The sequence below is a fragment of the Mesorhizobium sp. Ca11 genome, assembly GCF_020165275.1.
In the GTDB taxonomy this organism is placed as follows: domain Bacteria; phylum Pseudomonadota; class Alphaproteobacteria; order Rhizobiales; family Rhizobiaceae; genus Mesorhizobium.
Window position 1 is genome coordinate 76619 of record NZ_JAIUHU010000011.1, and the last position, 13641, is coordinate 90259.

Annotated in this window: 13 protein-coding genes; 8 read left to right on the forward strand and 5 right to left on the reverse strand. The window is 64.3% G+C overall.

Annotated elements, in window-relative coordinates; genetic code table 11:
- Positions 1–2 precede the first annotated feature (2 nt).
- Complete coding sequence (locus LB538_RS19885) at positions 3–1037, forward strand: Gfo/Idh/MocA family protein (protein WP_224528599.1); 1035 nt, start codon at positions 3–5, stop codon at positions 1035–1037.
- Complete coding sequence (locus tag LB538_RS19890) at positions 1034–2938, forward strand: hypothetical protein (RefSeq protein ID WP_224528601.1); 1905 nt, start codon at positions 1034–1036, stop codon at positions 2936–2938. Before LB538_RS19885 ends, LB538_RS19890 begins: the two co-directional genes overlap by 4 nt.
- A 2-nt stretch (positions 2939–2940) precedes the next feature.
- Here the strand turns inward: LB538_RS19890 and LB538_RS19895 are convergent, their stop codons facing one another.
- A complete protein-coding gene (locus tag LB538_RS19895) occupies positions 2941–3654 on the reverse strand; it encodes a transcriptional regulator NanR (protein WP_224528602.1) in 714 nt (237 codons plus the stop codon).
- A 183-nt stretch (positions 3655–3837) separates the two neighbouring features.
- Between LB538_RS19895 and oiaX the strand changes: the two genes are divergently transcribed.
- The 6 genes from oiaX to dhaL all read left to right on the forward strand — a co-directional run bounded on the left by oiaX (position 3838) and on the right by dhaL (position 9544).
- Complete coding sequence (oiaX, locus tag LB538_RS19900) at positions 3838–5088, forward strand: 3-oxo-isoapionate-4-phosphate decarboxylase OiaX (protein WP_224528604.1); 1251 nt, start codon at positions 3838–3840, stop codon at positions 5086–5088.
- A 2-nt stretch (positions 5089–5090) separates the two neighbouring features.
- The gene (locus tag LB538_RS19905) at positions 5091–6422 is read left to right on the forward strand and encodes a four-carbon acid sugar kinase family protein (protein ID WP_224528607.1); all 1332 of its coding nucleotides are present in this window, start codon (positions 5091–5093) and stop codon (positions 6420–6422) included.
- A gap of 52 nt (positions 6423–6474) precedes the next feature.
- Positions 6475–7242, forward strand: coding sequence for a triose-phosphate isomerase (locus LB538_RS19910; RefSeq protein WP_224528617.1), 768 nt, complete (start codon positions 6475–6477; stop codon positions 7240–7242).
- A 12-nt stretch (positions 7243–7254) separates the two neighbouring features.
- Positions 7255–7710: an RpiB/LacA/LacB family sugar-phosphate isomerase gene (locus tag LB538_RS19915; RefSeq protein WP_224528619.1), complete on the forward strand. Its 456-nt coding sequence runs from the start codon at positions 7255–7257 to the stop codon at positions 7708–7710.
- 212 nt (positions 7711–7922) lie between these two features.
- On the forward strand, positions 7923–8930 hold the full coding sequence (locus LB538_RS19920) for a dihydroxyacetone kinase subunit DhaK (RefSeq protein WP_224528622.1): 1008 nt from the start codon (positions 7923–7925) through the stop codon (positions 8928–8930).
- A 5-nt stretch (positions 8931–8935) separates the two neighbouring features.
- On the forward strand, positions 8936–9544 hold the full coding sequence (gene dhaL, locus LB538_RS19925; protein WP_224528983.1) for a dihydroxyacetone kinase subunit DhaL: 609 nt from the start codon (positions 8936–8938) through the stop codon (positions 9542–9544).
- Between the two features lie 70 nt (positions 9545–9614).
- Here dhaL and LB538_RS29365 read toward each other — a convergent pair whose 3' ends face one another.
- The 4 genes from LB538_RS29365 to LB538_RS19945 form a co-directional block, all read right to left on the reverse strand.
- Positions 9615–9953 carry an integrase gene (locus LB538_RS29365; RefSeq protein ID WP_411909040.1) on the reverse strand — a complete coding sequence of 113 codons (339 nt, stop codon included), beginning with the start codon at positions 9951–9953 and terminating at the stop codon, positions 9615–9617.
- Between the two features lie 317 nt (positions 9954–10270).
- Positions 10271–10999: an ABC transporter ATP-binding protein gene (locus LB538_RS19935; protein WP_224528624.1), complete on the reverse strand. Its 729-nt coding sequence runs from the start codon at positions 10997–10999 to the stop codon at positions 10271–10273.
- Positions 10992–12770, reverse strand: coding sequence for an ABC transporter permease subunit (locus LB538_RS19940; protein ID WP_224528626.1), 1779 nt, complete (start codon positions 12768–12770; stop codon positions 10992–10994). The genes LB538_RS19935 and LB538_RS19940 overlap by 8 nt, the downstream gene beginning before the upstream one ends.
- The gene (locus LB538_RS19945) at positions 12757–13590 is read right to left on the reverse strand and encodes a branched-chain amino acid ABC transporter permease (RefSeq protein ID WP_224528628.1); all 834 of its coding nucleotides are present in this window, start codon (positions 13588–13590) and stop codon (positions 12757–12759) included. Before LB538_RS19945 ends, LB538_RS19940 begins: the two co-directional genes overlap by 14 nt.
- Positions 13591–13641 lie beyond the last annotated feature (51 nt).

Genomic DNA, 13641 nt, shown 5'->3' on the forward strand with positions numbered 1-13641 from the left:
GCATGGCTGAGTTGCGTGGAGCGCTGATCGGCTGCGGCTTCTTCGCCGTCAACCAGATGCATGGCTGGCGCGATATAGACGGCACCTCGATCGTCGCCATCTGCGATCGCGACCCCGAGCGACTACGGATCGTCGGCGACCAGTTCGGCATCGAGCGGCGCTATGGCGATGCGGCCGTGATGTTTGCCGGCGAGACGCTCGACTTCGTCGACATCGCCACCACCGTCGGCAGCCATCGGCCGCTGGTTGAGATGGCTGCGGCCAACCGCGTGCCCGTGATCTGTCAGAAGCCGTTTGCGCCGTCGCTGGCCGACGCCAAGGCCATGGTGAAAGCCTGCGCGGATGCCGGCGTGCCGCTGATGGTGCACGAGAACTTCCGCTGGCAGTCGCCGATCCAGGCGGCGCGCGCGGTTGTCGACAGCGGTGAGATCGGCAGGCCGTTCTTCGGGCGCATCTCGTTCCGCTCGGCCTATGATGTGTTTTCCGGTCAGCCTTATCTAGCAACGGGCAAGCGCTTCATCATCGAGGATCTCGGCATCCACATCCTCGACATCGCACGCTTCCTGCTCGGCGACGTATTGAGCCTCACGGCGCGTACTGCGCGCGTCAATCCAGCCATCGCCGGCGAAGACGTGGCGACGATGCTGATGGATCATGAGGGCGGCGCAACCTCCGTGGTCGATTGCAGCTATGCGACGAAGCTTGCCACCGAGCCGTTCCCGGAGACACTGATCGAGCTTGACGGGACGGACGGCACGATCCGCCTGGCGCAGGGCTACCGCCTGACGGTCACCGGCAGGAGCGGCACCAGCGTCACCGACGTCTCGCCGCCGCTGCTTTCCTGGGCGTCGCGGCCGTGGCACAACATCCAGGAAAGCGTCGCGGCGATCCAGAAGCACTGGGTGGACTGCCTTGCCGCTGGCAAGGAACCCGCCACCTGCGGCGCCGATAACCTCAAGACATTCGCGCTGGTCGAGGCCGCCTATGCCGGTGCGGCCAGCCGGCAACCGGTACGGATCAACGAGCTGCTCAAATGACCGCTGATCCGTTCCTGCTCTACGGGACGCACGCGGTCGAAGCCGAGCCTGTCAGGCTCAGCGCAGGACCGCTTAGCGCCGATTTCGTCAACGGCAATCTGCGCACCATTCGCCACGCCGGCACCGAGGTGCTGCGCGCCATCGCCTATATCGTGCGCGACCGTGACTGGGGCACTTATGAACCTGCGCTGGCGGATCTGGCCATCGAACAGAAGGACGACCATTTCTGGGTGCGCTACTCGGCAAGCTGCGAGGGGCCGGACGGAAGCAGGCTCGGCTTCCAAGCCGCGATCGACGGCCATGCGGATGGCCGGCTCAGCTTCGATGTTACCGCCCTGCCCCAGAGCGATTTCGAGACCAACCGTTGCGGTTTCTGCATCCTGCATCCGATCGCCGGCCTCGCCGGCAGCCCGGTGAAGGTCGAGCACACGGACGGCACCATCGTAAATACCAAGCTGCCGCTGCTGATCGACCCCTGGCAGCCTTTCAAAGACATGCGCGCCATCACTCATCAGGTGCGGCCGGGCGTTAGCGCCGAATGCCTGATGGAAGGCGACATTTTCGAGATGGAAGACCAGCGTAACTGGTCGGATGCCTCCTACAAGACCTATGTGCGGCCGCTCGCTCTGCCATGGCCCTATATGCTGCCGGCCGGCCAGCCGATGCGACAGACGATCGGCCTGCGCATCACCGGTGGCTCCAAGGAGACTGCCAAGGCGATCGGCGCCGAGCCGGTCCGCATCGAACCAGGCGAGACCGGCGCGAAGCTGCCCGATGTCGGCCTGGTCATTTATCCGGAAGATGTCGAAGCGGCATTGGGCAACCTTCCGCTGCTCAAGAAGCTTGGCCCACAGCAGCTCCTCCTCCATTACGATTCGACACGCGGCCACGGCCGGGACGCCTTGCAGGCTTATGCCAGGCTCGCCGCAGCATACCCGGCCTCCACAACGCTCGAATGCGTGGTCGCCTGCGCCGGCGATCTCGACGCCGAGCTCTCCGGTGTCGCCGACATGGTGCGCCGGGCCGGCCTACGGCTCGATGCCGTCGCGGTCTCGCCGTCTGTCGACCGGCAGTCGACACCGCCGGGCAGCGCGTGGCCGGCCTGTCCGCCGCTGGAGGACGTCTATGGCGCCGCGCGGCGCGCCTTCCCGGACATCCGTCTCGGCGGCGGCATGTTCAGCTATTTCACCGAGCTCAACCGCAAGCGCGTTCCCGCCGGCCAGCTCGATTTCATCACCCATTGCACCTGTCCGATCGTGCACGCGGCGGACGATCTCAGTGTCATGCAGTCGCTGGAGGCGCTGCCTTTCATCACTCAGTCGACAAGGTCGATCTATGGGGCGAAGCCTTATCGCATCGGCCCGTCGACGATCGCCATGCGGCAGAATCCTTATGGCGGCGCCACCAAGGACAATCCAAACGGCCAGCGCATCGCAATGGCCAATCGCGATCCGCGTCATGCCGGCTTGTTCGCCGCCGCGTGGACGATCGGCTACGCCGCGCGCGTCGCGCCGGCCAGGTTGGAGATGCTGACGCTCTCCGGCTTCACCGGGCCATTCGGTGTGCTGGCGACAACCGGCGAGCCCGCCGAGGAGGGAAAGCCGCGACCGGTCTTCCACGTGTTGCAGGGCCTGGTCGCACTGGCTGGTCATTCGCAAATTGCCATGCGCGTGAGCGACGATCGCGTGGCCGTTCTGGCGGGCCGCTCACCAGCCGGCGCCATCACGGTCTGGCTGGCGAACGTCACATCGGATGATGTGACCGTCGACGCCTCGGCGCTCGCGGGCGGAGCGGCGGGTCCGGTTACGATCTGGGATGGAGCGGGAGCGCGCAGGCTTGCTCCAGGCGCGGTTTCGGGGCCCCTGGCAATGGCCGCCTATGCCGTAGCCAGGATCGGCTGAAGCTACTTCTCGGAGTTCATCACATACAGGGCGCGCGAGCGCTCGAGATGCTTGATCATCGCCTTCTCGGCGCCGTCGGCATCCTTCTTCTCGATGCGGCCGATGATCTCCTCGTGCTCGGTCAGCGTGAACTTTTCCTTGCCGGTCCAGATCAGCATTTCCGTGTGGTATTCCTTCAGCCAGCCGAGCATCGCCTCGCTGACCGCGACATAGATCGGATTGCCCGAGATCGCCGCGATCTGGGTGTGAAACTTCATGTCGGCGGAGATGAAGGCCTCGGCATCGCCGCGCGCGCCACGTTGCTCGGCGACGGTTGCCCTGAGCCGCTGAACGTCCTCGGGCGTGGCCTTCTCCGCCGCTTCCTTGACCATGCCGCGCTCGAAGAAGATGCGCGCACTCTTTAGATGCTCCAGCGTGTCTTTCGATGACGACAGAATGATCTTGGCCGCGCCGTCGACCTGCTTGATGATCGATTTGGCGGTGAGCTGCAGTACCTTGGCACGCTCGCCATGCGAGATGGCGACCAGGCCCATATTGCTCAGTGCCTGCATCGCTTCACGAATCGCCGGCCGGCCGACCTCGAAGCGCTCCATCAGTTCGCGCTCGGACGGCATGTCATCGCCCGGCTGCAATTCACCGCTAGTGATCAGCCGCTTCAGCCTGGCAAAGACTTCATCGGAAAGCTTGCGTCGGACGATCGGTTCCGAACGGTTCATCGCCGCGAATCACTCCCTTGGCCCTGCTTCCAATCTAGCACCGTGACCGCAATTTGCGGAATGTCCATCGTCCTTTGGCGCCGCGCCAGCCAGGATATTGCTTGCAATGCTTATGTACTCATTATACCAGATTTTGGACTCAGGGAATTCTTTTCCAGGCATTTCGAATGGGTATTGCCGGCCATGATCACCCTCACCTATCGCATCGAGACCTCGGGGAGCATCGAGGGACTGGCGGCTAAGATCGCTAGCGACCAGTCGACCGGCACCTTCGTCGCGCTGCCGGGTGAAACCGAGGAGTTGAAGGCGCGCGTGGCGGCGCGCGTGCTGGCGATCCGTCATCTGCCGGATACGGCGCAACCTTCCATTCCCGAGGCCGGCAGCGGTCCCTTCAAGCGTGCCGATGTCGACATCGCCTTCCCCTTGGACGCGATCGGCACCGATCTCGCGGCACTGATGACGATTGCGATCGGCGGCACCTATTCGATCAGGGGCCTGTCCGGTGTCCGGGTCATCGACATGAAGCTGCCGGAAGAATTCAAGGGCGCCCATCCCGGCCCGCAATTCGGTATCTCCGGCAGTCGCAGGCTGACCGGCGTCGAAGGCCGCCCGATCATCGGCACCATCGTCAAACCGGCGCTTGGTTTGAGGCCGCATGAGACGGCTGAAATCGTGGGCGAGCTGATCGGGGCCGGCGTCGACTTCATCAAGGACGACGAGAAGCTGATGAGCCCGGCCTATTCGCCGCTGCCGGAACGCGTGAAGGCGATCATGCCGCTGATCCTCGACCACGAGCAGAAGACCGGCAAGAAGGTGATGTATGCCTTTGGCATCTCGCATGCCGATCCGGACCAGATGATGCGCAACCACGATCTGGTGCTCGAGGCCGGCGGCAATTGCGCGGTGGTTAACATCAACTCCATCGGCTTCGGCGGCATGGCTTTCCTCAGGAAGCGTTCCGGGTTGGCGCTGCATGCGCATCGCAATGGCTGGGACATCCTGACCCGCCACCCCGGCCTCGGCATGGATTTCAAGGTTTGGCAGCAGTTCTGGCGGCTGCTGGGCGTCGATCAGTTCCAGATCAATGGCATCGGCTCGAAATACTGGGAGCCGGATGACTCCTTCATCCGCTCTTTCGAGGCGGTGACGACGCCGGTGTTTTCGCCTGAGGATTGCGCGCTGCCTGTGGCCTGCTCCGGCCAATGGGGTGGACAGGCGCCGGAAACCTATCGACGCACAGGGCGCACGATCGACCTGCTTTACCTCTGCGGCGGCGGTATCGTCAGCCATCCGGACGGACCGGGCGCCGGCGTGCGCGCCGTGCTGCAGGCCTGGCATGCAGCGGTCGAGGGCATTCCGCTGACGGAATTTGCCAAAGCCCATGTGGAACTGGCGCGCTCGATCGAGAAATTCGCCGACGGCAAGGCGGCCTGAGCATGCAGGACCTGCTCCTCAGCTACTACGGCGACGACCTCACTGGCTCGACCGACGTGATGGAGGCGCTGGAACTCGGCGGCGTGCCGACCGTGCTTTTCATACGCAAGCCGGATGCCGGCCTGCTTCAGCGTTTCGCCCATTGTCGCGCCGTCGGGCTCGCCGGCACCAGCCGAAGCGAATCCCCGCAATGGATGGACACGCATCTCAAGGATGCTTTCGTCTGGCTGAAAGCGCTTCAAGCCGAACTCTGTCACTACAAGGTCTGCTCGACCTTCGATTCCAGCCCGACGATCGGCAGCATCGGCAGGGCGATCGAGATCGGCCGCTCGGTCTTCGCTCAAGAAAGCGTGCCGCTGGTGGTCGGTGCGCCGCAGCTCAAACGCTACACCGCGTTCGGCCATTTGTTCGCCGCGTATCGCAACAGATATTATCGCATCGACCGACACCCGGTGATGAGCCGGCACCCCGCGACGCCAATGAACGAATCCGACCTGCTCGTCCACCTGTCACGACAGACCGGGCTTGCCTCCGGATTGCTCGATCTGGCGACGCTGCGCTCGACCGCGCGAGCGGAGACGTTCGACAGGCTGGCCGCCGAAGGCGCCGCAATCGTGTTGATCGATGTCGACAGCCCCGAGACCCAGGCGCTGGCCGGCAAGGAGATCTGGCGTGCCCGCAAGCCGGGCGGATATTTCGTCGTCGGCTCCTCCGGCATCGAATATGCGCTGCTTGCCGAATGGGCGAGCACGGTTTCGGGCGCCGGCACAGATTTTCCCGCACCGGGCGCCGCCGGGCGCATCGCTGTGGTGTCGGGCAGTTGCTCGCCGACGACGGAGCGGCAGATCCGGCATGCGATGAGCGACGGTTTCGACGGCATCGAGGTCGACCCGGTCGAGCTTGTCTCGGAGCATTCCGGCAAGGCGATCGCGCAGGCGATCGCCGCCGGCAGGACCAGCCTCGAAGCGGGTCGAAGCGTCATCCTCTACACCGCGCTCGGCCCTGCCGCCGATCGCGGCGCCGAGATCGACCGCCAGGAAGGCGCGCGCCACAAGCTCGGCCGCGGCCTTGGCGAATTGCTGCGCGAACTCACCATTGCGCATCAGTTAAAGCGCGTGATCATCGCCGGCGGCGATACCTCCAGCCATGCACTCGGGCAGATGGGAGTCGATGCGCTGACGGTCAGGATGCCGCTGCCGGCGTCGCCCGGCTCGCCGCTCTGCGTCGCCCACTCCAGCATCGCCGCAATCGACGGGCTGGAGGTCGCGCTGAAAGGCGGGCAGGTCGGAACCGACCGTTATTTCCTGGCCATCCGCGACGGTTCCGGCGCGTGACAGCGCCATGCCGCACCCGCCCGCATTCGGATCGCCGCCAAAGGACTGACCAATGACACAGATGCCTCAAATCTGGATCGGCACGAGTTGGAAGATGAACAAGACGCTTGCCGAGGCGCAGGCCTTCGCCGGCGGGCTGCTTGCCGATCCGCAAGGCGATCCGCGCATCCAACGCTTCGTCATCCCGCCCTTCACCGCCGCGCGCGAGGTCAAGGCGATGCTTGAGGATACGTCCGTGAAAGTCGGCGCGCAGAACATGCATTGGGCCGACGAAGGGGCATGGACCGGCGAGATCTCGCCGGTGATGCTGCGGGATTGCGATCTTGATATCGTCGAGCTCGGCCATTCCGAGCGCCGTGAGCATTTCGGCGAGACCGACGAAACCGTGGGCCTCAAGACGGAAGCCGCGACGCGCCACGGCCTCATTCCGCTGATCTGCGTCGGCGAGACATTGGCCGAGCGCGAGGCCGGCCTTGCCAGCGAGGTGCTTGCCAGGCAGGTGCGCGGCGCACTCTCCGGGCTCGGCGCCGCGCAGAAGACCGCGCCGATCCTGCTCGCCTACGAGCCGGTCTGGGCGATCGGCATCAACGGCATTCCGGCAACCTCGGACTACGCCGACGCCCGCCAGGCGGAGATCATCGCCACCGCAGAGGATGTGCTGGGCCTGCGCATCCCTTGCCTCTATGGCGGTTCGGTCAACCCGGACAATTGCGCCGAACTCATCGCATGCCCGCATATCGACGGGTTGTTCATCGGACGCGCTGCATGGGCCGTCGAGGGCTATCTCGACATCCTGTCCAGATGCGCGGCCAAACTCTAGAAGGAGACGATCATGAAGCTCGCGGTAGCAGGCGATAGCGCCGGCGAAGGCCTGGCCAAGATTCTGGCCGATTACCTGAAGGACAAGCACGAGGTGTCGGAAGTGTCGCGCACCGAGGACGGTCCTGACCCCTTCTACGCCAATCTGTCCGAACGGGTTGCGAGCGACCTGCTGGGCGGCAAATATGACCGCGCCATCCTGATCTGCGGCACGGGGATTGGCGTCTGCATCTCGGCCAACAAGGTGCCGGGCATCCGCGCGGCACTCACCCATGACACCTATTCCGCCGAACGCGCCGCGCTGTCGAACAATGCCCAGATCATCACCATGGGCGCGCGCGTGATCGGACCTGAACTGGCAAAGTCGATCGCCGATGCCTTCCTCAAGGAGACATTCGATCCGAAAGGACGGTCGGCCGGCAATGTCGCCGCCATCGACCAGATCGACGCCAAATACAACGCCCGCTGAACGTTCGATACTCTTGCGTTCGCGGCCGTTGGCCGTATCAGAAAAAGGCCGTTTCCCCGCAGCCGCGAAACGCTCCAAAGCGCGTCGCGTCCTCGGATTCGCTCCGTGCGCTTTAGCTTTTTGATTTTACACATGCCTTGTCCCGAAACCGGTTCCCACTTTCGGGAGACATGCTTTAGTCTGACGACCGACGACGATGCAGGGAGGTGCGAATGAGCCTGACGCAGAAGCTGATCAATGACGGCAATGCGGCGGTCGACGAAATGCTGCTTGGCATCATGGCCGCGCATCCCGAGCATCTCTGGCGTCCGGACAGCGCGCCGCGCGCGGTCGTCGCCAAACACGGTCCGCGTACCGGGAAGGTGGCGCTGGTCATCGGCGGCGGCTCAGGCCATGAGCCGACCTTCCTGGGCTATGTGGGCAAGGGACTGGCGGATGCCGCAGCGATCGGCAACGTCTTCGCCTCGCCCCCTCCGCAGCCGGCGGTCGACGCGGCGATGGCTGCGAGCGGCGGTGCAGGTGTCCTGTTCATGTATGGCAACTATGCCGGCGACGTGATGAACTTCGACATGGCTGCCGAATTGCTGGAGATGGAAGGCATTGAGGCACGCACGGTGCTGACCACCGACGACATCGCGTCGGCGCCGCGCGACCAGCGGCAAAAGCGCCGCGGCGTGGCCGGCAACGTGTTCATCTTCAAGGCCGCTGGTGCTGCCGCCGACATGATGATGCCGTTGGACGAGGTGGAGCGAATCGCCCGCCACGCCAACGACCGCACCTTCACCATGGGCGTGGCGCTCTCGTCCTGTTCACTGCCGCAGACGCGGAAGCCAAGCTTCGATCTTCCCGTTGGCGAGATGGAGATCGGCATGGGCATTCATGGCGAGCCTGGCGTGCGGCGCGGGCCGTTGCGTCAGGCCAACGATGTGGCCGACGAAATCATGGACGCCATCCTGGCGGAAATGAAGGCGCCGGCCGGCGATCGTGTCGCGGTGCTGGTCAACTCGCTCGGCGCGACGCCTCTGATGGAACTCTATATCCTGAACGCGCGGATCGCGGAGCGCTTGAAGTCTGCCGGACTGGCGGTCCACAAGACGCTTGTCGGCTCCTATTGCACGTCGCTCGACATGGCCGGCGCGTCGATTACCATCATGCATCTCGATGACGAATTGCAGCGCATGATCGACCATCCCTGCGACTGCGCCATGTTCCGGAGTTGAGCGAGATGGAGTTTACGACCGCGGATTTGAAAATTCTTTTCGGCACCATCTCTGCGCGGATGGCAACTGAGCGCGACAGGCTCTGCGCCCTTGACGGGGTCATTGGGGACGCCGACCACGGTATTGCCATGGAACAAGGCATGAAAGCCGCGGCCGATGCGGCCCAGGCTACCGAGGGCACGCTGCAGGACGTCTTCAATGCCGCCGCCAAAGGCTTTCTCAACGCAGTCGGCGCGTCCTCAGGGCCACTCTATGCGACCGCCCTTCTGCGCGCCGGCAAGGCCGCAGGTCCGCGCGGATCAATGCCGAATGGCGAACTGCGGACCATCATTGCGGCGATGCGCGACGGCATCGTCCAGCGTGGCAAGGCGGAACCCGGCCAGAAGACGATGCTCGATGCCTGGGGACCGGCCGCCGATGCCGCACTCGATGGTCAGAATGCTGATGCCATAGTCACGGCTGCCCGACAGGGAGCAGAAGCGACACGCAACATGGTCGCAACCGTCGGCCGCGCCGCACGTCTCGGCGAGCGTTCTTTGGGCCACCCGGACCCGGGCTCGATTTCGGCCGCCATGCTGGTCGAAGAAATCTGCAACGCCATGAAAGCCGCTTGACCGTCCTTTAGTCGGCGATGAGCTCCCGGCGAATGGGCTGACTTGCACCGCAAGCCCAGCCGTATCTAAGCTATTGTCGTTTGTTTCTGGTTCTGAAGCGACTTCGACCTACCCGTATGGTCTCCGGCAATGTCTGCTTCCGGGAAAAGGCGAGGCGAAGATCTCTGCCCGACATCAGGCGCGTTGCCGCCGAATCTCGTTGCCAGATCTTAACCAGGTCGCAGCCGCGAAGCTTGCTGTCGATCGCAAGATCGAACAGCGCACGGTCACGAATACGGCGCTCGCGATCGAGGAAGAAGCGGACGGCCCAGATCTGTTTCTGCGTGAGCGGACGCTTGGTTCCCACCTTCTTTCCAGCGTTACAAGCTGCGCGCTCCCGGCTAGCATCATCGAACTGAGAATGGCCCATTTGAGTTCTCCTCGGCCTTGATCGGCCGAAGGAGAAACGGTGCGGGTCGCCGCTCTGGGGCCGACAGCGGGCCGGCAGCTTTAGGTTACAAATAGCTAGAAGCGGACATTGCTGCACTCCGCTTGCTTCGTCGAGAAGCTGGCCTGGGCGACACTCGGATCTCCAGACTGAAAAGTCGGAATGCACCCTGACCCGGATATTGTCTTGGTTGCCGGTTCGGACATTCCGTCGCCGCGAGCTTCCTTCTGCAAATCGCCGGCCACAGCGTCGCAGTGCAGGGGAACGAATGGGTTTGGAGTATCTGGGCCGGATACGGCTTAGATCTTCAGATGCTGAAGAACTCGGCTCGCCGTTCCCTCGGTTACATCCCCAGCATCGTCGATATGGCCAAGTTTTAGCACCGCCCAGTTGTCGGCGATGCCAAGCGCGAAGGGCAGGTTCTGCTCGACGATCAGGATCGTCGTGCCGTTGGCCCGGCGTTCTTCCTTGAGAGCTGTGGCGATGCGTTCGACGACGGAGGGCTGCAGGCCTTCGGAAATCTCGTCGATCAAAAGCAGCTTCGGCTGCAGCATCAGCGCACGGCCGAGGATGAGCATCTTCTGCTCGCCGCCGGACAGCGTTCCGGCGCGTTGCGACAGGCGCTCGCGCAGGAACGGAAAATGCCCGTAGACCCGCTCTACCGCTTGCGCAAAGCCGCGATCCGAACGCAGGGCGAGCCGCAAATTGTCGCGCACGCTGAGATCCTGGAACAGGGCCTGCTCCTGTGGCGCATAGCCGACGCCCGATGCGATCAGCGAGGCCTGGGAAACGCCTGAAATCGACGCCCCATCAAGGCTGATGTCGCCCGAACGCAGCGCCACGAAGCCTAAAATGGTTTTGAGCACCGTGGTCTTGCCCATGCCGTTCTTGCCCATCAGCGCAAAAATCTGCCCAGGCGCGATGGAAAGCGACAGCGCCTCGATGACGGCAACCGGCCCATAGCCGCTCGAAACGTTCGACAGCGAGAGTTTCGGCAAGGTGGTTCTGGCCTCTCTGGTCTCAAGCATGGGCGGCTCCCGAATAGATCGTCCTGACCGTTTCGGAATTGACGACGTCGGCGACGCTGCCGTCAAGGACAAGCTTGCCCTGGTGGAGAACGACGATCCTGGTCGAGATGTCGCGGACGAAATCGAGATCGTGCTCGACCAGGATGGCGGCAAAGCCAAGCTCCCCCGTCAGCTTCTGCAGCGTGGCACCAATGGTGGTACGCTCGACGTTGGTCAGTCCGGCCGTCGGTTCATCGAGCAGGATGAGTTTTGGCTCGAGCGCAACCACCATGGCGAGCTCAAGGCTCTGTTTCTGCCCATGCGACAAGAGCGACACCGGCTGGCCGAGCATACGGTCGAGCCCGGTGGAGCGCAAAATATCGGCGGCGGCTGCCGGCAGTCCAAGCGTGGCGGAGCGGCGCAGCAGGCTCGGCGCCTGGCGCGAGGCGCGTGCCGTGCGCAGGCAGTCGGCGACGGTCAGGCTGTCGAAGACGCTCGCCACCTGGAATTTTCGGCCGACGCCGAGCGTCACGATTTTGTCCGGGGTCATGCCATCGATGTTCTGGCCGGCGATGCTGACGCTTCCGGTGGTGGCCTCGGTGCCGTCGCTGAGGCAGCGCATCAGCGTCGTCTTGCCGGCGCCATTGGGGCCGACGAGGCTGACCAGTTCGCCGGGGCTCACGTCGAGGTCGATGTCTTGCAGAACCTGCAGGCTGCCGAAGGATTTGCCGAGGCCGCTGACGGAGAGCACGCGGTTGTCGCCGGTGCTGCCGTTCCCGGCCGGCGCGACGGTGATGGCCGGGCTGCCGGCGGCGTTGGCCTGCTGCCGATTGCGGCGCGGCAGGGCCATTCTGGCCAGTTGCGCCAACCCGTTCGGCAACAGGATGATCATGACCACGAACAGGGTTCCGACGACCAGGTTCCACAGGAAGGGCAGATCGCCGGACAGCTGGGCGCTGAGATAATCGATGCCGATCGCACCCATGACCGGCCCGATAATGGTGCCGCGGCCGCCAAGGGCGGTCCAGATGACGATCTCGGTGCCGAAGACGAAGCCGGTGTTTTCCGGCGCCACCACGCCGGAGGCATTGGCATAGAGGAAGCCAGCAATGCCGGCGACGCCGGCCAGCAGCGCCGTCAGCACGATCTTGAGGCGCTGCGGGTCGAGGCCGAGATAGGCGCAGCGCGCTTCATTGTCGCGAATGGCGACAAGCAGCTTGCCCGCATCGGAGCGGGTGAAGACCTGGGCGACGACTGTAGTGACGATCAGGCAGATGCCGGTGAGCCGGAAATAACCCGGCAGGCCGAGCGGCAGGCCGGAATAGCCGACCAGTCCGCTGCTCGATCCGGTCCACACTCCGCCCGAAAACACCAGCTGCATCACCACGATCGGCACCACCAACGAGATCACCGTGGCATAGAGCGGTGTCGAGCCATGGCCGAACGACAGCCAGCCGACGAAACCGCCGAGCAGCACAGGGACGATGACTGCCAGGGCAAGCGCCAGCGCCAGAAGGGCGGGCGTCGAGCCGAGATGGCTCAGCACCATGGCACTGGCATAGGCGCCGGTGCCGAAGAACGCCGCCTGGCCGAAGGTCAGGATGCCGGTGTAGCCCCACAGAATGTCGACGGTCACCGCCAGCATGGCGTAGATCATCGAGCGGGTCAGCACGTTGAGCGTAAAGCGATCGAACAGCGCAGGTCCGATGACGACGACGACCGCGGTCGCAAGCGCAAGGGCTGCAAACAGCCAGACCCTCGGTGGGATGGAACGGTTTTCAGGCACGGGCAAATCCCTTTGGGCTGATGCGCAACACCAGGGCGCACAGGACCGCCACCGTGATGCCGCCGAGAATGGGGCTGACGAAGGTGCTGACCAGAACCTGGGCGCCACCGAAGACAATGCAGGCGATGGCCAGCGTCGAGAAGGACGATCCGGCGACCATGACCAGCATGAACGAGCCGATCAGCCAGGCGACGCCCATATTCGGATCGACGCTGGTCAGCGGCGTCAGCAGCACGCCGGCAAGTGCCGCCAGTCCGGTGCCGACCATGAAGGTGGCCAGCCGCACGCGGGCGGTGTCGATGCCGAGCGCGCGGGCCAGCATCTCGTTCATGATCACCGCTTGCGCCGACAGGCCGAGCCGCGTGCCTTCGAGAAGAAGGGTGAAGGCAAGCCCGATCACCAGCGCGGCGGCCACCGCGAACAGCCGGTAGAGCGAATAGCCGACACCGAAGACATCGACCGTGCCCGAGAGGAGATTGGAGGTGAATTGCACGTCGCGCCCGAACCACAGCGTGATCAGCTGGCCGATGACGATGCCCAGCCCCCAGGTCGCCAGAATGGCGTCTAGCGGCCGGCGATAGAGCGGCCGCACGATCACCAGTTCCGTGATGCCGCCAAAGATTGCGCCGACGGCAAAGGCGATCGGCAGCGCTGCCCAGGGATTGAGCCCGAGGCCGGCCGTCGCCACCGCGCAATAGGCACCGATCGTCAGCCAGGCGCCGTGGGCGAAATTGATGATCTTCAGCACGCCGAAGATTGCAAGCAGGCCGGCGGCAACGATGAACAGGATCGCCGCCGTCGTCACCATGTCCAGGAGAAGCGTCATGGCAGGTCCTCGATGATGTGGAACGGGGCGGCTCAGGGCCGCCCCGTTGCG